This window comes from Brenneria izadpanahii, assembly GCF_017569925.1.
Taxonomy (GTDB): domain Bacteria; phylum Pseudomonadota; class Gammaproteobacteria; order Enterobacterales; family Enterobacteriaceae; genus Brenneria; species Brenneria izadpanahii.
Map to the genome: position 1 here is coordinate 3119035 of NZ_CP050854.1, position 21438 is coordinate 3140472.

At 52.7% G+C, this 21438-nt stretch carries 17 protein-coding genes; 3 read left to right on the plus strand and 14 right to left on the minus strand.

From position 1 onward, the window contains the following. Positions 1 to 50: 50 nt before the first annotated feature. Complete coding sequence (gene bglX / locus HC231_RS14000; RefSeq protein ID WP_208227232.1) at positions 51 to 2357, minus strand: beta-glucosidase BglX; 2307 nt, start codon at positions 2355 to 2357, stop codon at positions 51 to 53. 565 nt (positions 2358 to 2922) lie between these two features. After that, complete coding sequence (locus HC231_RS14005) at positions 2923 to 4257, minus strand: aspartate aminotransferase family protein (RefSeq protein WP_208227233.1); 1335 nt, start codon at positions 4255 to 4257, stop codon at positions 2923 to 2925. Positions 4258 to 4618: 361 nt separating this feature from the next. On the opposite strand from HC231_RS14005, the gene HC231_RS14010 reads away from it, so the two are divergent. Together HC231_RS14010 and HC231_RS14015 are read left to right on the plus strand one after the other, a co-directional pair. After that, complete coding sequence (locus HC231_RS14010; protein ID WP_208227234.1) at positions 4619 to 5389, plus strand: DeoR/GlpR family DNA-binding transcription regulator; 771 nt, start codon at positions 4619 to 4621, stop codon at positions 5387 to 5389. 115 nt (positions 5390 to 5504) lie between these two features. After that, a complete protein-coding gene (locus HC231_RS14015; protein ID WP_208227235.1) occupies positions 5505 to 6191 on the plus strand; it encodes a glutathione S-transferase family protein in 687 nt (228 codons plus the stop codon). 167 nt (positions 6192 to 6358) lie between these two features. Here the strand turns inward: HC231_RS14015 and pbpG are convergent, their stop codons facing one another. The 3 genes from pbpG to HC231_RS14030 all read right to left on the minus strand — a co-directional run bounded on the left by pbpG (position 6359) and on the right by HC231_RS14030 (position 8795). Next, a complete protein-coding gene (gene pbpG / locus HC231_RS14020) occupies positions 6359 to 7306 on the minus strand; it encodes a D-alanyl-D-alanine endopeptidase (protein WP_208227236.1) in 948 nt (315 codons plus the stop codon). A 305-nt stretch (positions 7307 to 7611) separates the two neighbouring features. Further along, the gene (locus HC231_RS14025) at positions 7612 to 8121 is read right to left on the minus strand and encodes a DUF6622 family protein (RefSeq protein ID WP_208227237.1); all 510 of its coding nucleotides are present in this window, start codon (positions 8119 to 8121) and stop codon (positions 7612 to 7614) included. Positions 8122 to 8186: 65 nt separating this feature from the next. Next, positions 8187 to 8795: a LysE family translocator gene (locus HC231_RS14030; protein ID WP_208227238.1), complete on the minus strand. Its 609-nt coding sequence runs from the start codon at positions 8793 to 8795 to the stop codon at positions 8187 to 8189. Between the two features lie 112 nt (positions 8796 to 8907). Here HC231_RS14030 and HC231_RS14035 point away from each other — a divergent pair, with 112 nt between their 5' ends. After that, positions 8908 to 9795 carry a LysR substrate-binding domain-containing protein gene (locus tag HC231_RS14035; RefSeq protein WP_208227239.1) on the plus strand — a complete coding sequence of 296 codons (888 nt, stop codon included), beginning with the start codon at positions 8908 to 8910 and terminating at the stop codon, positions 9793 to 9795. A gap of 191 nt (positions 9796 to 9986) precedes the next feature. Here HC231_RS14035 and HC231_RS14040 read toward each other — a convergent pair whose 3' ends face one another. The 9 genes from HC231_RS14040 to HC231_RS14080 form a co-directional block, all read right to left on the minus strand. After that, positions 9987 to 10322, minus strand: coding sequence for an FMN-binding protein (locus tag HC231_RS14040; protein WP_208227240.1), 336 nt, complete (start codon positions 10320 to 10322; stop codon positions 9987 to 9989). 143 nt (positions 10323 to 10465) lie between these two features. Then, positions 10466 to 11875 (minus strand): flavocytochrome c, encoded by a 1410-nt coding sequence (locus HC231_RS14045; RefSeq protein ID WP_208227241.1) that lies wholly within the window; start codon positions 11873 to 11875, stop codon positions 10466 to 10468. Between the two features lie 408 nt (positions 11876 to 12283). Further along, positions 12284 to 13693 carry a flavocytochrome c gene (locus HC231_RS14050; protein ID WP_208227242.1) on the minus strand — a complete coding sequence of 470 codons (1410 nt, stop codon included), beginning with the start codon at positions 13691 to 13693 and terminating at the stop codon, positions 12284 to 12286. Between the two features lie 576 nt (positions 13694 to 14269). Then, entirely contained in the window at positions 14270 to 14809 is a 540-nt protein-coding gene (gene cyaB, locus HC231_RS14055; RefSeq protein ID WP_208227243.1) for a class IV adenylate cyclase, read from the minus strand. Positions 14810 to 15592: 783 nt separating this feature from the next. Beyond that, the gene (locus tag HC231_RS14060; protein WP_208227244.1) at positions 15593 to 16132 is read right to left on the minus strand and encodes a hypothetical protein; all 540 of its coding nucleotides are present in this window, start codon (positions 16130 to 16132) and stop codon (positions 15593 to 15595) included. Next, the gene (gene mmuM / locus HC231_RS14065; protein WP_208227245.1) at positions 16129 to 17079 is read right to left on the minus strand and encodes a homocysteine S-methyltransferase; all 951 of its coding nucleotides are present in this window, start codon (positions 17077 to 17079) and stop codon (positions 16129 to 16131) included. Before mmuM ends, HC231_RS14060 begins: the two co-directional genes overlap by 4 nt. Beyond that, entirely contained in the window at positions 17069 to 18484 is a 1416-nt protein-coding gene (gene mmuP, locus HC231_RS14070; RefSeq protein ID WP_208227246.1) for an S-methylmethionine permease, read from the minus strand. The genes mmuM and mmuP overlap by 11 nt, the downstream gene beginning before the upstream one ends. Positions 18485 to 18622: 138 nt before the next feature. Then, a complete protein-coding gene (dusC, locus tag HC231_RS14075; protein WP_208227247.1) occupies positions 18623 to 19561 on the minus strand; it encodes a tRNA dihydrouridine(16) synthase DusC in 939 nt (312 codons plus the stop codon). A 150-nt stretch (positions 19562 to 19711) separates the two neighbouring features. Further along, entirely contained in the window at positions 19712 to 21307 is a 1596-nt protein-coding gene (locus HC231_RS14080) for an ABC transporter substrate-binding protein (RefSeq protein ID WP_208227248.1), read from the minus strand. Between the last annotated feature and the right edge of the window lie 131 nt (positions 21308 to 21438).

The following is a 21438-nucleotide window of genomic DNA, read 5'->3' on the forward strand; positions in this document are numbered from 1 at the left end:
CGATCGCCACGGTGAGCGATAAGCCCACCGCCGATAGCTATGCGATAATTCTATAACAAGGTGAAATTCTGACTTTTCACGCGTTGTGAATCCAAGCCGATAAACACCTCAAATTGACCGGGCTCCACCACCTGTTGCATGCGGGCATTGTAGAATTTCAGCGCATCCGGTTCGATGAGGAAATTAACGGTACGCGATTCGCCGGGTTGCAGCATCACTTTCTGGAAGCCGCGCAGTTCTTTCACCGGACGGCTGATAGACGCCACCACATCATGCAAATACAGCTGTACCACCGTTTCGCCCGCCCGATCGCCGGTGTTTTTAACCGTCACGCTGGCCGTTACCGCGCCATTGCGCTTCATCGTCTGGCTGGAGAGGCGAACATCCGAGACGCTGAACGTGGTATAGCTCAGGCCGTAACCAAACGGATAAAGCGGCCCGTTCGCTTCATCGTAATAATGAGAAGTGTACTTACCCGGATTTTCCGGCGTATAGGGACGGCCGGTCGGCAAATGGTTGTAATAGATAGGTATTTGACCGACGGAACGCGGAAAGGACATTGGCAGTTTACCGGATGGGTTATAGTCGCCGAACAGAACATCGGCGATCGCATTACCCCCTTCGGTTCCGCTGAACCAGGTTTCCAGCAGCGCATCCGCCTGTTGATCTTCCCGCACCAGCGCCAAAGGACGGCCGTTCATCAATACCAGCACCAGCGGTTTGCCGGTCGCTTTCAAAGCGGCGATCAACGCTTTCTGGCTCTGCGGCAGATCGATATTGGCGCGGCTTGAGGCTTCATGCGCCATCCCCGCCGCTTCCCCCACCACAGCCACGACGACATCGGCCTGTTTAGCCGCCTGCACCGCTTCGTCAATCATCGCCTGCGGCGAGCGTTTATCTACCTGAACAGCCTCTTCATACAGATTCAGGAAATCGATAATTCCCTGATGATTACTGACATTAGCGCCTTTGGCGTACAACACGCGGGCTTTGCCGCCCACCGCATTTCTAATGCCCTGATAAACCGTGATCGTTTGCTTGGTAACGCCGGCCGCGGACCAGCTCCCCATCGTATCGCGTTTGCTGTCGGCCAATGGCCCGACAACGGCGATCGTCCCCTGCTTTTTCAACGGCAGCGTTTGCAGGCGGTTTTTCAGCAGAACCAGGCTTCTGCGCGCCACGTCGCGCGCTTCCAGCCGGTGTAGGCGGCTTTCCGCATTGGTATCGACGGGATCGGCGCCCGCCGGCCCCAGATGCCGATAGGGATCCTGGAACAGCCCCATGTCATATTTTACGTTCAGCACCTGACGGCAGGCTTCATCGATTTCACGCTCGCTGACTGCTCCGCTTTTTACCAGTTCCGGCAGATAGCGCACGAAATATTCATCGCTCATGCTCATGCCGATACCGGATTTTAACGCCAGGCGAGAGGCATCGCGCGGGTCGCTCGCCACGCCGTGTTTAATCAGTTCCTTAATCGCGCCGTGATCGGTAATGGCGATCCCGGTGAATTTCCACTGATCGCGCAGAATATCTTTCAGCAACCAGCTATTGGCCGTAGCCGGCACGCCATTGATCGAGTTCAGCGCCACCATCACTCCGCCGCTGCCGGCATCGATTGCCGCTTTGTAAGGCGGCATATAATCCTGAAACATACGCTGAGGACTCATATCCACCGTGTTGTAATCACGGCCGCCTTCAACGGCGCCGTAAAGCGCATAGTGTTTTACGCTGGTCATCAAGGAATGACGAGCGGTGACGTCATCCCCTTGAAACGCTTTTACCACCACGCCGGCGATTTTACTGGTTAGCCAGGTGTCTTCGCCAAAACCTTCTGATACTCGCCCCCAACGCGGATCCCGGGTAATGTCGACCATCGGCGCCCAAGTCATATTCAGGCCGTCTTCCGTGGCTTCATAGGCGGAAATACGCCCGCTTAGCGCGATGGCGTCCATATCCCAACTGGACGCCAGCCCCAGCGCGATAGGGAAAATAGTGCGCTGGCCGTGCACCACGTCGTAAGCAAAAAATAGTGGGATTTTCAGGCGGCTAAGCTGCGTAACCTGATCCTGCATAGCGCGGATATCGGGCCGGGTAACGGTATTAAAAATGGCGCCGACCTGACCGTTTCTGATCATTTCACGAATGGCCGCTTTCGGGTTATCCGTCCCGACGCTGATTAATCTGAGCTGTCCGATTTTTTCATTCAGCGTCATTTTCTTCATTAAATCAGTAACAAACGCATCCCGTTGTTGGTGTGACGTTGTAACAGACAAAGGGGACGAGGCTATTTCCTGGGCGAATACCGGGTTACAGGCAAGTCCAATTGCAATAGTCAGTGAAGTAAACCATTTCATTCTTTATATACAGACCCTATCAATCCAGGCATCAGGATCGGTCACTGAAGCACAAGACAGGTTTGAAAAAATCAGTCAGCCATTGCGCCATAAAAACCGGCATGGTGAAAAATAGCGACTCACCTACAGCGCCAACATACTCAAATACACAGCGCGTAATAATAGTGCATTTGTTTACGATTCATTTAATAAAAACTGTAAGAATAATGCGATGCGTTGCGCAGAATAAAAATTCTTCCACCCGCGCGCGGTTGGGCGGGCCGTTCCTCACGGCTATACCTGGCAAGACGAATATTACGTTAGGGTTTTCAGGAAAACATTCATCCACCTGCCGGCGCCGTCCCCGGGCAAATCCAGGCCGGAAGTCGACTGCGATGAGCGATGTATTGAGCGTGGCCCATGCCGGTTATGACGTGGAACATGAGCGGTAATTGGCGGTCTCCGGTGTGGCGCGCAAACGTGCGGCGCCGAATCATCGTCCGAGCGAGCGTGAGATAATCTTGTGCCGCCGCCGGCAGCCTAACGCCGGATAATCTCCGGCGTTATCGTATTAATAAAAAGGCGATCAGGACGCGCTTAGCGCCTTATCCAACGCGCCGACCAGCCAATCGATATCCTGTTCCTGGAAAGCCAGCGGCGGGCGCAGTTTCAATACGTTGCCATGCGGCCCGGCAACCGAGGTCAGTACATGTTCGGCGCGCAGCCGTTCAATTACATCCAGCGCCAATTGTTTATCCGGCGTTTTGGCCTCGCGATCGCTGACCAGCTCAAAACCGATAAACAGCCCGGCTCCGCGCACATCGCCGACGCATTCGTGCCGCTGCGCCAGATAGCCAAGCTCCCGGCGGAGTTTTTCGCCGACAATCAGGCTGTGCCGCTGTAGATTTTCCTCTCTGATCACGTTTAAGACCGCCTGCGCGGCGGCGATGGAAACCGGATTGCCGCCAAAGGTATTAAAGTATGGGATGGCATCGCTGAAAGCCGCCAGCACATCGGCTTTAGCCAACAGCGCGGAGATGGGAATGCCGTTCCCCATCGGTTTGCCCATCGTCACCACGTCCGGCACTACATTGTGCCGGGCAAAGCCCCAGAAACTGTCGCCCGTGCGGGCGAATCCGGGTTGGACCTCATCGGCAATAAAAATACCGCCGTTGGCATGCACCACGTCGATGGCGGGCTGCAGATAGCCGACCGGTCCCGGCAAAACGCCATCGGATGAAAAGATAGAATCAGCCAGAAAACCGGCGAACTTAATGCCGTTGGCGGCCATGTCATCAATCTGCTTCTGTATTTCATTGGCGAACCATAGGCCCAGATCCCGCGCATCCACCCGATAGCGATCGGGCGCGGGCACCAAACGCGTGGTGGCGGCGAGCGGTTGTCCGCTGCCTAACGCGGGCGAAGCGCCGGAGGTCAGTTCGCTGGTGCCGTGGTAGGCTTCCCGGCTGACAATAATCCCGCTGCCGCCGCTGTAAGCCCTTGCTACGCGGATCGCCAGATCGTTAGCCTCGGAGCCGGTGCACATATACATCGCTTTATTGATTTCATCCGGCATCGTCGTCAGCAGATCGGCGGAATAGTCTAAAATACGTTCATGCAAATAGCGGGTGTGAGTATTCAACAGGCTCATCTGCTGATGCACCGCTTCAATCACCGCCGGATGGCAATGCCCGATACTGGCGACGTTGTTGTAAACATCGAGATACTTGTCACCGGCCGCATCCCAAAGATATTGCCCCTTTCCGCGAACCAAATGCACCGGATTGCGATAAAACAAGCGATAGGATTCGCCAAGCAGCTGGTTGCGCTTATCGGTCAGTTTACGAATATCCTCATCCAACGCATCCGCGTGTTCCGCGCGAAAGCTATTGGTATCCATAATGGTTGAACGTATCGCCATGACAACTCCATTATAAACAATAAATTATGGTTAAGGCCGGTTCCATTCCGCCACAAGATTGACGGCATAACTGCATGGAGCGGTTAGAATCTGGGCATCACCATACATCAAAAGCAAGAAAATACACAAATACAAAAAACAGCACAAAGGAAATAATATTGTGTAAAGTATTCCTGACTGCGAGGGCGTTAACGGCCACTGGCAGGATGCAAATGGATGGGACGCGCCTTCCCGTCACAAACAGCGGCCTTTTCTGCTTGCTTTAAGCAAGTTGTGACTATAATGACGCAATGATTTCATACCCCGACAGGAGAGCTGGATGCATCTTTGTCTGGTCCGTTAATCCTGAGAACCGATATTCATGCTAGAAGAAACTCGTTTACATCGTATTCGCGCCCTTTTATCCACATTAAACCGGGTCAGCACCGAGAAAATTATTCAGCACCTTGGCGTATCAAGGGAAACCGTGCGGCGGGATATTCTGAAGCTGGAAGCGATGGGCGCTCTGCGTCGCGTACATGGTGGAATTGTGGCGACGTCGCAGGAACCGGAAGCGCCGTTGTCAGTGCGTAATACGGTACGCGAAAAAGAGAAACAAGCGATCGCCCGCGCGGCGGTGCGGCAATTAAAGGCAGGGCAAACGTTATTTATCGATGCAGGCAGCACCACATCGCTGTTGGCCGACGAACTCTTGTCGATGCCGGGGATGACCGTCATCACCAACAGTCTGAACGTCGCGCTTAAGCTGACGACAACCGAAACCGAGCTGCGCCATGATGTGATTTTACTCGGCGGAAACATGGGGCTATCGGCGCAGGCCACCTGCGGCGATTTAACCATTAGCGAACTTCAGCGTTATCGCGCTGATGTCGCCCTGCTATCCCCCGTGGGGCTCGCCAGTCAGTCCGGCGTCAGCAGCTTTGCCCACCATGAGGCCGCCGTCGCGAGTTTAATGGTTCAACACGCCAATACGCGGATTATTCTGGCGGATCACAGCAAGATCGGGCTAACCAGCCGGGTTATTTACGCCACAATGGCGGAGATAGATATCATCATCACCGATGCGGCCGCCGCCGACAAACCCGACCTGGCATCGCTTCAGGCGCGCTGCCAGCAGACGATCCTCGCCTGATGTCATTCCGGCATGCGCCCTCCCCATGGGCGCGCCATCTACGCATACCTTTAGGATGATCTGCGGCATTTTCCGTGCTAATTATAATGTTCCGTTAATGTTCGAGGCATAAGACATGTATCAGCTGTACATCGCCAATAAAAACTATTCGTCCTGGTCACTGCGTCCGTGGGTATTGTTAAACGCGCTGTCTATCCCGTTTGAGGAAAAACAGGTGACGTTTGTCTCTTCCGGGGCGAACCCGGCGTTTAAGGCGTTTTCCCCTTCCGCGAAAGTTCCCTGTCTGATTGATGGCGACACCACCGTCTGGGATTCTCTGGCGATAACCGAATACCTTGCCGAACAGCACAAGGCGGTATGGCCCGCCGACGCCAAGGCCCGCGCCTGGGCGCGTTGCGCCGCAGCGGAGATGCATTCCGGTTTTACCGCATTGCGTAACGCTTGCCCCATGAGTTGCGGCGTGAAGGTCAAAATGCAGGAAATCTCCCCGGCGCTGAACAACGATATCAAACGCATCAGTGAGCTATGGCTGGAGGGATTAAGTCGTTTTGGCGGTCCGTTTCTGGCGGGGAGCGCATTTTCCGCCGCTGATGCCTTCTTTGCGCCGGTCGTGTTCCGTATCCGGACCTATCAGTTGCCCGTCTCGCCGGAAGTCGCCGCCTACTGTCAACATATGCTGTCCCAACCGGCCATGAAAAACTGGCTGGAGCAGGCGCTGGCGGAACCCTGGATTGAACAAGAGCACGAAGACGATGTACTCAAAGCCGGAGAAGTGATTGAAGATCTAAGAGCCCGCGCTTAACGGAAACCATCGGGGATAGGGCTGACGCCATCCCCGCAAACGATAGCTAGACAGCGTCGTGACTTAACAACAGGTTACGCAGGGGCCACGATTTTAGAGGGATTGCAGACATCAAACGCCCCCAGCTTTTCCTCTAGCTTTGCTTTTCCCTGCGTAAAAAATCTCTCTTACTCCGTATCCGCGCTCGCCAGAGTCTGCGGCTGCCGTGAATCCAGAGCCTTCTGTTTCTTATAGCTTAACGCCACAGCGGGAACCTCGCTGACTTTGCCGGTTTCCATCCATTTCCGCAGACGGTTGGCATCGGCAAAATGCGTATATTTACCAAACGCGTCCAGCACCACCAGCGCCACCGGGCGTTGATTGATGACGGTCCGCATCACCAGGCAGTGCCCGGCCTGATTGGTAAACCCTGTTTTAGTGAGTTGAATATTCCAGTCGGATTTGCCGACCAAATAGTTGGTGTTGCGAAACGGCAAACTGTACGCCGGATGAGAAAACGTCACCGTTTTCTCCTGCGTGGTGCTGAGCTGGCTGAGTAAAGGATACTGTTTGCTGGCGATGAGCAACTTCGTCAGATCGCGCGCGGTCGAAACGTTATTGATGGATAATCCGGTCGGCTCCACATAGCGCGTATGCATCATCCCCAATGCGCGGGCCTTGGCGTTCATGGCGGCAATAAACGCCTTATAGCCGCCGGGATAGTGGTGGGCAAGGCTGGCGGCGGCACGGTTTTCCGACGACATCAGCGCCAGCAGCAGCATATCGCGGCGGCTGATTTCACTATTCAGCCGCACGCGCGAATAAACGCCCTTCATTTCTTCCGTCTGACTGATGTCAACGGAAATGACCTCGTCCAACGGCAGGTTGGCATCCAGCACCACCAGCGCCGTCATCAGTTTGGTCACGGAGGCGATAGGCACCACGACATCCGGATTACTGGAATAGAGGATGTGATCGTCACGCAAATCCACCACCATAGCGCTGCCAGAGGCAATTTCCTGATATGCGGCAACCGCTGATTTAGCCGGCGTTTTCGCCATGACTACCGGGGTAACCAGCATGTTGGTTGACAACAGCAGCATACCAAGTAAAGAAAGCTTATATTTTTTAGCCATTATTCAGCGACTTAAACAGTACTCTGTTAAATAAAAAGAGATGGGCAAGCGCATTATAATTTACCGGCAATTGAGGCGCACTCATGCAGCGGAAAAAGCTTTGTGACAAAGTTTAACAAACACGGCATCCCGCGCGGCCCCTTGGCCCCAAAGATTTTTAGGCGGCCTTCGCAGGCGCGCGATGATGATCGACATTATCCGATAGGGACGCGGGAGCGCCGATTGCAAATAGGCTGGCACGGCAGCGATCTAGACTCGATAGCCGAAGCGCCGATTTGCATCATCGCTGACGCATCTTGGCTTGATTAAAGGGAAACCTTGTGAGTTGCGCGCATCTGATTTAACAGACGAAGCGCGATACCGCTGAATATCCCGCCGGTGATGCCGCCAACGGCGCCGGACAGCGCACAGAATACGGCGCTATCGGCCAACGCGGGAAACCATGCCAACTGGACGGAGAAATAGAAACGCAAACAAAAGGTCAGCAACATTAACACCAGCGGCACGGACGATCCGGCGCGCTCGAAACACTGGATATCGGCTCGGTACACTCCGGCGTTCTTCCCCAACATCCAGCCCAAAGCCAGCCCGATAATCAGGGCCAACACAAAGCCGGCCACGGCGACTTCGGTCATCGTCAGATTATGTAGAATTGAAGATAACCCCCAGCATAGGAAGATGATCGGCAGCACTAACAGACGACGCAGGGACTGCTGCCTTGGTTGACGCGCTTTTATTCCTGCATAGATCAGGTAAGCCAGTAAAATCCATACCCAGGATGGCGTATGGCGAATGATAATGAGATAATTTTCCATAAAATTCATAGACCTTCGTTGAAAGCACAATCGGGGATATTACTCCCCGGTCCTACATCGCGCAATCAAGGTAAGGCCATCATGCCCGCCAAAATCATTAAACCACAGCCGACGATACGGTTAATCCAGGCATAGCCGCGGCGGATCTTGTCCTGCAGTAATGGCGCAGTGAGGAATAGCGCCACCAGGCTGAACCAGACAAAATGCGCCAACGACATAAACACGCCATAGCCCAGTTGAAATAACCATGGCGTTTGCGGATTGACCACCTGCAGGAACGTGCTCAATACAAACAGCGTGGTTTTCGGATTTAACGCATTAGTAAAAAAGCCCTGACGAAAATAACGCCAGCCGCTTATTTCATTATTCATTTTCCCCGCGGCGCTCATTATCGGTTTCGTATTGGTAAAGGTCTTATAACCCAGATAAAGCAAATAAATGGCGCCGATATATTTAATCACCGCATAAAGCTGCGGCGTCTGGCTCATGATCGCGGCAACGCCTAATAAGGTGTACGCCACGTGCAGCAGTACCCCCAGCGCAATGCCGCCTGCCGTCAGTATCCCCGACCTTCTCCGGCCGGTTAAACTGTTGCGCGTCACCATAGCGAAATCGGCCCCCGGACTGATTACCGCCAGACAAGTGATGATCGCTACCGCTAAAAACTCTGCCATATTCCCTTTATCTCCAATTAGTTATTGATAACACCGAGATAAAGTAATAAGTGGAAATGGCATGAAGGAAAATCGATAATAACTCACACTCAATTGTGACGGACGCTCACCAATGACGAAAAAACTGCCGCCGCTCAATCTATTACATACCTTTGACGTTGTCGGAAAACGCCAGAGTATGACTGACGCCGCGCGGGATTTATACATTACCCATGGCGCCGTCAGTAAACAGATTAAAGCGCTGGAAGCGCATCTTGGTTTCCCATTGATTGAACGTCATGGCAGAGGCATCCGCTTAACGATAAAAGGCCGCGAGCTGCACCGCGTATGCAGCGCCGCCGTGGCGCTGGTCACGGAGACCATCGTTAAACTTTCATCGGAGATCCACGCGCCGTTGACCATTTCCTGCGAACCGACGCTCTGCATGCGTTTTCTGATTCCTCGCTTGCCGGCGTTTAAGCAAGCGTATCCAGACATTGACGTTCATCTGCTGGCCGCCGGCGGCGCTATCGATTTACAGCAAAGCCGCATCGATCTCGCCCTGCGGCGGGATGATTTCGTGTTTGATAAAAACTACTTCTCACAGCGAATAATTTCCGAATATACCGCTCCGGTGTGCTCAATACGGCAGGAGCATCGCGAACGATTAAACGCCCATCTTCACACTTCATCCCGTCCCGACGCCTGGAATATCTGGCGGAACCAGATACCGTTGCCGTCCGCCGGGCAGAGGGCGCAAAACCAGTATTTTGAGCATTTCTATCTGACGCTGCAGGCCGCCGAAAGCGGGCTCGGCATCGCTATCGCTTCATTATTTATGGTTGATAAGGAATTAACGGATGGCCGTCTGGAGAAACTCGCCCCCTTCCAGCCGGATGGCAGCCAATACATTCTTCTATCGGCCCGCCCCATCGAAAGCGACGACCGCTATCAGGCATTCTGTAACTGGCTAACGGCAGAAATGGCGGCGGTGGAGCGCCGCTTCGGGCTCGGCCAGTGACAATGGCGACCTTTTTGTCCGCACTGAAGCATGACCGAATGAGTCGAGAAAACCGGTGAGTAACTTTAGCCGCATTTTGCCGCGGGCTAACAGCCATCGCCAGGCAATAACATCACCCGGCAATGACTTTCTGCAACGGCCAGTCTGTAAACGTGGGATTACAGACTGGCGATTCGAAACAAGCTAACCAATTATTTTGCCTGCTCCAGAGCCTGTTTTATGGCGTTAATGACCCCGTTGCTTGACATAGTGGCCCCTGTTACTGCATCCACCTGGTCAGGATCCTGGGTTTCGATCAGCTCCGGCACCACGTTATCAATAACCCCCATCATCAACGCTTCGGTGTCTTCATGTTTGACGACTTCGGCGTTGGTGATTTTGCCACCCTCAACAACCACAGAAACTTCGACTTCCCCTTCTTTACCCTGTGCTTTCCCGGTATAAGTGCCATCTTTATACTCGGCGGCGGCGGCAAAAGAGAACGAAAGCGCTAAAGTGGCCACTACGGCCGGAATTAATTTTTTCATAACTTTCCCATAAGTTAATTACACATAAAAAATGCCATCAAAAACTCACGACAAGCAGCGATCCTGCCAGTAGAACCAATATAACCACTCATCCATCCTGAACAACGAGCCAGGATGGATTTTGGGATCAAGTCCTCAATTGATTATTTGCCTTCTTTTATTTCCTTCACTGCTTCATCGGCGCCGATTCGGCCATAAGTGACGATATCGGCCAGCGAATTGCCGCCTAAACGGTTGGCGCCATGCACCCCGCCCGCAACTTCACCCGCGGCAAACAGGTTCGGGATCACGTTGCCATTCACATCCAGCACCTGGGCTTTGGTATTGATCGCGATCCCCCCCATCGTATGATGGATGCCCGGCGTCACTTCAATAGCGTAATATTTCCCGCTATCCAGAGGGAGCTTCAGGCTATCGCGACCAAACTCGGCGTCTTTATTATCTTTTACATAGCCACTATAGGCGCTGATGGTCTGAGCCAATTGTTTTCCATCAACATTTATCGCTTTAGCCAATTCCTCGACCGTATTTCCTTCGGCCACCAGTTTCTGTTTAAAGTAGGTTTCGATCGTATGATTCTGTTTAGCCAGCGCATCGTTAAAAATCACATAAGCGTGTTTTCCCGGCTGTTGCAGAATATTTTGAGAAACCACGTCGCGAGTCAGCAGTTCATTGGTGAAGCGCTTACCCTGTTCGTTCACCAGAATCGCGCCATCCCCACGCACGCCTTCTGAAATCAGAATCCCCTGGCCGGGAACCGTGGTCGGATGGATCTGGATATATTCCATATCCACCAGTTTGGCGTTCAGCTTCTGCGCCATTTTGATCCCTTCGCCCTGGGCGCCTGGCGCATTGGTGGTTTTAAAGTCCACCAGTTTGGGATCGTACTCTTTGATCATATCGAAGTTGGCGCCGAAACCACCGGCGGTGATCATCACCTTCTTGGCATCAATGGTGAATTCTTTCCCGTTTTTGCCCTTGGCCTTCACGCCGGTTACCGCGCCTTTGTCATCTTGCAGGATTTCCGTCGCAGAGGTATTGGTGCGAAGATCGATATTCAGCGCTTTAACTTTCTTGAGCAACGCCACCGCAATAAAACTGCCGGCCGGTTCTCCGCCCACTGGACGGTGGATCCGGTCAACGCTGGCGCCCCCCGCTCTGGTGACGTCCGACAGTTCCGCACCGTTTTCTTTCAGAAAAAGAATCGAATCCTTCGCATGTTCGGCTAATGTTTTTACCAGCTCGGGATTATTTTTCTGTTTGCCGCCTTTCATCGTGTCCTGATAGAACAGCTCCGGGCTGTCATTAATGCCCTTTGCTTTCTGATATTCCGTGCCGGCGGCATTTAATCCGCCTTCCGCCCGAGCGGTATTGCCCCCGGCAAAAGGCATTTTTTCCAGCAATATCACTTTCGCACCCTGGTTGTGCGCTTCAATGGCTGCCGACATTCCGCCGCCCCCCGCGCCGATAATGACGAGATCGGTACTTTCACAGTGGACCGCGGAGGAAAAAGCCAATGCCAACGCACTCAATAATAAAATTTGTTTTTTCATGATGAATGGACCTATGTATTGTTATATCCAATAAAAACTCAATTTATTGAAATGATTTCCACCATCCTTTCTTACCGTAAAAAAAACGGCTAAAGCTCCTTTTAGATTCAGTAACGGCGGCCTCCTATTTCTATTGAAAAATCTATTTCTATTGATAAAAGCGCTTCTCTTTTAATAAAGCGCCGCTTGCAATATCTGACGTGAATTTAGCCGGCACCGCGTTAATCCCCCCAGAACGCCCTTCATCCTGGAAACACGTAAAAAGCAGCGCCGGCCATGACGAGCAGCCGGGCGGCCATTAAACCGCCCGATTATTTACCTTCGAGGCGGCCACGACGCGAGGCATGGCAAGCGTTGACCTCAGCGCCGCGACCTCCCCGGCGCAGGCTTATGCGCGCGGTATTACTCTCATTTGCCCGCTTTTATCTCTTTAACGGCTTCATCCGCGCCGATACGGCCATAGGTAACGATATCCGCCAACGAGTTGCCGCCCAAACGGTTAGCCCCATGCACCCCGCCGGCCGCTTCCCCGGCGGCAAACAGGTTCGGAATCACTTTGCCGTTCACGTCCAAGACCTGGGCTTTGTTGTTGATGGCGATACCGCCCATGGTGTGGTGAATTCCGGGAGTGATTTCGATGGCATAATACTTGCCGTTATCCAGAGCCAGCTTCATGCTTTCACGGCCGAATTCATCATCTTTGTTGGCTTTAACATAGCCGCTGTAGGCGCTGATGGTCTGCTCCAGTTGTTTGGCATCAACGTTAATGGCTTTGGCCAATTCCTCGACCGTATTCCCTTCGGCAACCAGTTTCTGCTTAAAGTAGGATTGCGTCGCCTGATTCTGCTTGACCAGATCATCATTAAAGATCAGGTAGGCATGGGCGCCGGGTTGTTTCAGGATGCTTTGCGAAACCACGTCGCGAGTCAGCAGTTCGTTTACAAAACGCTTGCCGCCTTCATTAACCATAATCGCGCCGTCGCCGCGTACCGCTTCCGTAATCAAGATGCCTTTACCGGGAACGGTCGAAGGGTGAATCTGGATATATTCCATATCCACCAGTTTGGCGTTCAGCTTGGTCGCCATCTTGATGCCGTCGCCCTGGGAGCCCGGCGCATTCGTGGTCTTAAAGCCGACCAGCTTGGGATCGTATTGTTTGATCATGTCGAAGTTGGCCCCAAACCCGCCTGAGGTGATCATCACTTTCTTGGCATCAATGGTGAATTCCTTCCCGTCTTTGCCTTTAGCTTTCACGCCCGTGACTTCGCCCTTGTCATTTTGAACGATATCGGTAGCGGAAGTGTTGGTACGCAGATCGATATCCAGCGCCTTCACTTTTTTAATCAGCGCGGTCGCAATAAAGCTGCCTGCCGGCTCCCCTCCGGCGGGACGGTGAGTACGGTCAACGCGAGAACCGCCGGTACGCGTCAAATCCGCCAGATCGGCGCCATTCTCTTTCAGAAAGATAACGGAGTCTTTCGCATGTTCCGTCAGCGTTTTCACTACTTCAGGGTTATTAATATTTCTTCCCCCTTTCATGGTGTCTTCATAAAACATTTCCGGGCTATCATTAATGCCCCGGGATTTTTGCAGTTCCGTACCGGCCGCATTTAACCCGGCTTCCGCCCGTGCGGTATTCCCGCCGGCAAAGGGCATTTTTTCCAGCAATATCACTTTCGCGCCCTGATTATGCGCTTCAATGGCTGCCGACATGCCGGCTCCCCCCGCGCCGATAATGACCAAATCGGTAGTTTCGCTATGCACTACCGAGGAAAAAGCTAATGCCAGCGCGCTCAATAGCAGGACTTTTTTCTTCATGATATGAACCTATATTTTGTTATTTCCAATAAGGAAATCCATTTATTGGAACAAGACTGAACATCTTCTTACCGCAGAAAATACCGCAGAGGTTGCTTGATGCTATGTGGAAACAGATTTTTCGCTGATAAAAAGCATTCTTATCCCTATGGAATCCCAAACGACAACATCTATTAAAACTGTCCAACCTTTATATGGCACTGTTTGATACATACAGAAAATTAATCATTTCGCCATCATCGACAAACAGTACTGATTTAAATCCTACTCTAATTTTCATTCAAAAATTTTAACTTGATCATATATTTAGAAATTTTTTGAAATATGCATTTAAAGGAATTTATCAGCGGGATAAGAGACGGAAAGGAAATTTTTCGGCGAGAGATTCCCTTGCCCATAATGCAAGGATAAATGAGTGATGATTGGCAATGAAATAATTTCAGGCAGGCTTAATTTTAACAAGGGAATAACATAAAAAAGACAGAATAGACATATTTATGCCTCATAGTTTTCAAGTACAGGAACGAGGAAATCAACATACCTGTACTTGAAAGATAAAAGGCAATCCTGTGATGATTAAAAACCCAGTAATTGTCGATATGAATGAGTTTCAATATTATCCATTGAAAGCCCAAAGCGAATCGCACATTCAACGCATTGTTCTCTCAGTGGAATTAATTGCGTTTCATCATCCGTCATTACGGATATTTCGACAAAGTGGCCGAGGGATTCAATATAATCCAGCGTAATATGGAAAATATCCAGAAAATAAACGCTGCGCGTTTTTCCTACCTCATAAATCGCTTTATATCCCAACGTTTGCAACATGCTGTCCGTCTTTTCGAACGATTCGACATTAACCGCCTCGCAGCGCTCCGCTCCTGGCCCTTTGACGATCCAAAGTTTGATCCCTGATGGCTCCATACGCCGCAATATCATGCTAATATCTTGTTTATACAAACCATTATGAACATCATCGTAATAAATATCGTACTCTTTATTCTCAAAAATAAAGGCTTCAGGGTGATGACTAAAGAGCGTATCGCGGAACGCCGCGATATCCCGAATACGAAACTTTAATTCAACCTCATATTTCCCTATGAAATGTTCAATCATGTTCTTTCTCCTTACAGGATTGCCTGTAAGCACTATGAGACGCCCGGTTCAACATATCAACTCTCTTTGTCCGAAAGATGTCAGCACATGAAGCCGGACGCTCGCCAGATGCGTTTTAGCCGCTTGAATACAGAATATAGCGGCAATATCAAGGCGAATACGTTCAAGATCGCCGCATACCGATGCGCAACGGCATGCTGACGGAGCATATCGTTTTATCACGCCGGGCCCATCGTCCAGGCGACATCGCCGGGCGCGGTTCATGATGCGGCGCGCCGGCCGTAATAGTAACCGATGCGCCTAAAACCGACAATTACGCCATCCTGTTACGGCTATACGCCACGCGAATGCTCAGACGCGGCGTTTCCATAAATAAATGCAAAGCGTATTGGCTTATTTATCCGCCGCATGATGTTAGCAACATCGCCGGTAAATTAGTGAATTCATACCCAAGCTCAGACACAGTGAAAAAATAGATTTCAATTATCAATAATCTCTCGCCGATTAATTTCGCATATGAGAAACCTTTCAATACCGGGAAATAATCTGTTTGGCCTATCCATAGTGATTTTTATATTGAAACCAATTTTCGATCATCGGATCTCAGGCTATTAAAAGCATTCCCTCGCGGATAGCGCCGGATTGCCGCCATGCTTACGGCCCAGGGAGGAATTAAATGATGATATGGTTAAGGTTGCAAGGACAGTAAATTTCTTCTCATTCTCCTGCGCATCCGGCCAGTATGCGCACCGCTTCGGGACGCCGCCTTCCTTGCGGCTTGGATTATTTAGAATATATGCGCACATCATCAAAACCATGATGATGCATAAACTCACGCAGAATAAGCAATCTGGCGGAGAATGCCGCCTCCAGCGGAATACCTTCCCAAGATGCGGGGCTGCCCAACATTACCCGCTCCAGGCGCTTGAACGTTTGCTCCATATTATCCAGCGGCAATAGCCAGCCATCGCTATCTTCTTTCCCGCCGGAAAGCCGTGCGATAACCGCCAGTTCCGGATCGAAAGAAAACAGCGATGAGCCGACGGGAAGATCGTGGCGAATCGCCATCACTTCGTCTTCAACGGTCATGATCGCCAGTTCCATTTCATCTGGCGTGGGAGGAAGGTGTTTAAAAAAGGCTTCCGCCGTCTTTTTAAAACCCAACTTCAGGTGAAGGATAGATTCCTGCTCCGCCCCGGTTCCACAAGCGACCGTTGTTTGCCGTTCTCCAATGGACAACAGCGTTAGCGGCGCGCGCTGCCCGATACGCCGTCCGATTTGTTCATACTGCCGGCGAATATTGGCGTCATTCTCTAGCGTCACGCCTCTTCACCCCCCTGACAGAATCGGGCGATACCGGCGATATCCGCCGGCGTCGTTCGGCAGCAACCGCCGATCAATTTTGCGCCGGCGGCCCGCCACTCCGGCAAATGGGCCGCCAGGGAGCAGCCGCCCTCACTATGATTGCCCCAGGTTTTGGTAACCGCATCATACTGTTCACCGGAGTTCGGATACACCACCAACGGCAGCGATGTCTCGGCGGAAAGCTGTTTTAATGCGGCGGTGACGTTCTCCAGCGCAATACAATTGATGCCGACGGCGACAACCTGCGCACTGAGATTCAGTAACGGCAGCACATCTTTCAACGGAGTGCCGTCGCTCAGATGCGCGCTATCCCGCAGCGTAAAGGAGAACCACGCCAACGCCTGGGGAAACTCCGCCAGCAATTCGATCAGCGCCTTGATTTCAGCGAACGACGGCATGGTTTCACAGGCCAGAAGATCCACCCCGGCCTCAAGCAGCGCCGCGATTCGCGGACGGTGAAAATCCATCATATCGGAGTGCGGCAGCGCGTAATCGCCGCGATATTCCGAGCCGTCCGCCAGATAAGCGCCGTATGGTCCTACCGATCCGGCAACCAGCAGCGTTCCGGCCTGAGGATGGGTTCGGCGATACTCATCGCGCGCCTGAACCGCAAGCCGCACGCTTTTTTCGATCAGCGCCAGCGACTGGCGTTCGGTCAGTCCGCGGGCTTTAAACCCCTGCGGAGTCGCCTGATAGCTGGCGGTAATGGCGCACTGCGCTCCCGCATTAAAATAGTCGAGATGAACCTGATAAATCAGCGAGGGATTTTCAATCAGCGCCTTTGCCGACCAGAGAGGATCGGTCAGATCACACCCGCGCGCTTCCAGTTCCGTGGCCAATGCCCCATCCAGCACAATCGTTGACCCGCTCGCCAACATCTCAGCCACGGGATTATTACGCAACATCTTCCACTCCCTTCGAAAATTCACGTTTCTGAATCAGTTTAGTGAAATAATAAGCGCCATAACATAAAGCGACAAACGGTATTCCGCACCACAGCGCGATACGCTGTTCAGGATCAAACGCCAGCCCGATACAGGCCAGCAAACAAAGCGAGAAACCGAGAATCGGCGTTAGCGGAAACCAGGGCGCGCGATATTGCAGATGCGAAAGCGGCAAACCGGCGCGCAGGTGACGGCGGCGAAAAACGTAGTGGGACGCGCAGATGCTCAGCCATACCGCCACCACGGCAAACCCTGAAATCGCGGACAACGCCACATATACGGTATCCGGCGCCACCACGCTGGAAAACAGCGCCAGCAGCCCTCCGAGCATACTGATCGAAATGGCGAACAGCGGTATGCCCCGGCGCGTCAGGCGCGCAAAACACTTCGGCAGAGTTCGTTCGTTCGATAGCGACCACAGCATTCGGCCTGACGCATATAGCCCGGAGTTGGCGGCGGAGAGGATTGCGGTAAGAATGACAAAATTAAATATGTCCGCCGCATAAGGAATACCGATTTTTTCGAACACCATCACAAACGGACTTTTGATGATTCCCGCCTGATCCATCGGCAGCATCGCCGCCAGAACCACCACCGTGCCGATAAAGAAAATAACCAGCCGCGCCACCGTGGTACGGATCGCAATGGGGACGACTTTTTGCGGATTTTCCGTTTCACCGGCGGCGATGCCAATTAATTCCGTGCCGGAAAACGCAAAGTTAACCGCCACCATGGTCATCAAGATCGGCAAGCCGCCGTGTGGGAACCAGCCCGATGACGTGATGTTGTGGAAAAACGGCGCCGGCGATCCGTCTTTCAGCGGAATAAAGCCAAACATCGCGCCCGCGCCCAGAATGATAAACGCCAGAATGGTGACCACTTTGATCAGCGAAAACCAGAACTCGCCCTCGGCAAAGAAGCGCGAAGAGATGACATTCAGCAGGAATATCAGCGTGCAGAACAACAGACACCAGATCCAAACCGGCACCTGGGGAAACCAGTATTGCATGCAAAATCCGGCGGCGGTAAGGCTGGAGCCCAGCGCCACCGTCCAGGTCAACCAATACAACCAGGCAACGGTATAGCCCGTGGCCGGGCCGAGGTAACGCGCGGCATAAACATGGAAAGCGCCGGTTTCCGGCATGGCGACGGATAACTCGCCGAGGCTCAGCATCACCAGATACACCACCAGCGCGCCAATCAGGTAGGCCATCAGCGTACCCGCCGCGCCGGTGGTCGAAATGATGTAACCGGTATTGAAAAACAACCCGGTGCCAATAACGCCGCCGAGTGACAGCATAACCAAATGACGCGCTTTCATCGTGCGCTTGAATTGCCCTTCCGGCTTGGCGGTGAGATGCTCCATTATGTCCCTCACGTATAGACGTCTAAACCTCCAGATAGATAGAGCGTTATACCGCTAAACCATCCGAAAAGTAAAGCGACCGGAAGGACGCCGGCGCCGATTAGTCAAAATCTGAGCGAGTAGCCCGTAAAAGGCCGGTTAATCGCGCAGATTACCGATGACGCGGGCGATATCGGCCGAGGTCTTCAACGCCCGGATTTCACTGAACAGCGCCGAAGCCTCGGCGTACTCTTTACGCAGATAGCCCAGCCACTGTTTGATACGGGCGACATGATACAGACCGGTGTCGCCCTGCTTTTCCAACCGGACGTATTTTCGCAGCAGCGCCATCACTTCCGTCCACGGCATACGCGGTTCATTATATTTGATCACCCGGCTCAGGTTCGGCACGTTAAGCGCCCCCCTACCAATCATGATGGCGTCGCATCCGGTGGCCGCCATGCACGCCTGCGCGCTTTGCCAGTCCCAGATTTCGCCGTTGGCGATCACCGGGATGGTCAACCGGCGGCGTATCTCGCCGATAGCCCGCCAGTTAATGCGCTCCGCCTTGTAGCCATCCTCTTTGGTGCGCCCATGAACGGCTATTTCCGTCGCGCCCGCCTGCTGCACCGCATCGGCGATCTCAAACTGCCGGTCGCCGGAATCCCAGCCGAGACGCACTTTCACCGTCACCGGCAGATGCGCCGGCACCGCTTCGCGTATCGCTTTGGCGCCCTGATAAATCAATTCCGGATCTTTGAGCAACGTCGCCCCGCCGCCGCTGCCGTTGACCAGTTTGGACGGACAGCCGCAGTTCAGATCGACGCCGTAGGAGCCCAGTTCGACCGCCCGGCTGGCATTTTCCGCCAGCCAGCGCGGATATTGTCCCAGCAGTTGGACGCGCACCGGCGTACCAGACGGCGTACGGCTGGCATGATGTAATTCCGGGCATAAGCGATAGAAAGACTTAACCGGCAGGCGCTGATCCACCACCCGCAAAAACTCGGTAATACAGAGGTCATAATCATTCACTTCAGTCAGAAGTTCCCGTACCAGGGAGTCGAGAACCCCTTCCATCGGGGCAAGCAGAATACGCATAACGCTACTCGGTTACAAAAGCGGACCAGCCAAAAAGCACGCAATGGTACTGTCCATTGTAAGGGATACGCAACGGAAAAAGCGCGGGGATGAGGTCAAATCCCCATCCCCGCCGTAGAACATGCCTAATGAACCTAGATGGCGTTCAACTTACTTCTTCACATCGACCTGATAGAAAATATGTTTGCCGAAAGGATCGATCTCATATCCCGTCACTTCTTTGCGTACCGGTTCAAAGATCGTCGAATGGGCAATCATCACCGCTGGCGCCTGATCGTGCATGATCTGCTGCGCCTGTTTGTACAGCTCGATACGCTTATTGTGGTCCTGGGAAGTGCGAGCTTCGGTAATAACCTTATCAAACGGGGCATAGCACCATTTCGATGAGTTGGAACCCCCATCGGCGGAGGTACAGCTAAACAACGGCCCGAAGAAGTTGTCCGGATCGCCGGTCGCGGTGGTCCAGCCCATCAACGCGGCCTGGTGCTCACCGCTTTTCACCCGCTTCAGGTACTCACCCCATTCGAAGCTGACGATTTTCGCCTGCACGCCAACTTTCGCCCAATCCGCCTGAATCATTTCCGCCATACGGCGCGCATTCGGGTTGTACGGACGCTGCACCGGCATAGCCCACAGATCAATCGTCGCGCCTTCAGGCAGCCCCGCTTCTTTCAGCAGCGCTTTGGCCTTTTCCGGATCGTAGTCATAATCTTTCAGATCCTGATCGGCGCTCCATACGCCCGGCGGCAGCAGGTTTTTCGCCGCCGTCCCGGTTCCCTGGAACACGGCCTGGATAATGGCGGGCTTATTAATCGCCATAGTCAGCGCCTGGCGGACTTTCACATTATCCAGCGGCGCTTTCTGCGTATTGAAAGCCAGAAAACCGGTATTCAACCCGGCTTTCTGCATCAGGGTAATATCTTTATTTTCCTTCATGCGCGGCAAATCGGCCGGATTCGGGAACGGCATCACCTGACACTCGTTCTTCTCCAGTTTGGCATAACGCACGGAGGCATCCGGCGTAATAGTGAAAATCAGCCGCTCCAGCTTGGCCTTGCCTTGCCAGTATTCCGGGAACGCCTTATATAAAATGCGAGAATCTTTCTGATATTGCGCCAGTTCAAACGGGCCGGTGCCGATCGGATTCATATCCACGCGCTCCGGCGTTCCCGCTTTCAGCATCGCGTCGGCATATTCCGCGGAAAGTATCGAGGCGAAGTACCAGGCTAAATCCGCCAGGAAGGGCGCTTCGGCATGAGACAGCGTAAAGCGCACCGTGTGGTCGTCAATTTTGTCGATGTTTTTGATCAGCGAGCCGAACTCCAGGCTTTCAAAATTGGAGTAATTGCCATTAGAGACATTGTGGTAGGGATGCTGGGGATCTTTCTGCCTCATAAACGAAAAGATAACGTCGTCGGCGCCGAAATCACGCGTGGGTTTGAAATATTTATTGCTTTGAAACTTCACGCCTTTGCGCAAATGGAAGGTATAGGTCGTACCGTCCTCGCTAATGTCCCAGCTTTCCGCCAGACTCGGAATCAGCTCCGTGGTTCCCACTTTGAAATCGACCAGGCGGTTATAAACCGGCACCGCGCTGGCGTCTACGCTGGTGCCCGAGGTATACAACTGCGGGTTAAAGTTTTCTGGTGAACCTTCTGAACAAAATACCAATGTGTTAGCCGAAGCCGCCGAAGCCATCGCTAACGTCAGTGCTGACAGCGTTAACCGCGACACCAAACTTTTCATCCCAAACCTCTCTTTTAATGACTCTATATACCCTGATAAAGAAAAAATCGCTCGTCTGCACAACGGCATCTATAGCAATAAGCATATTGCCTGACTCAAAATAGTAGACAATATAATCAAATAGATATAGG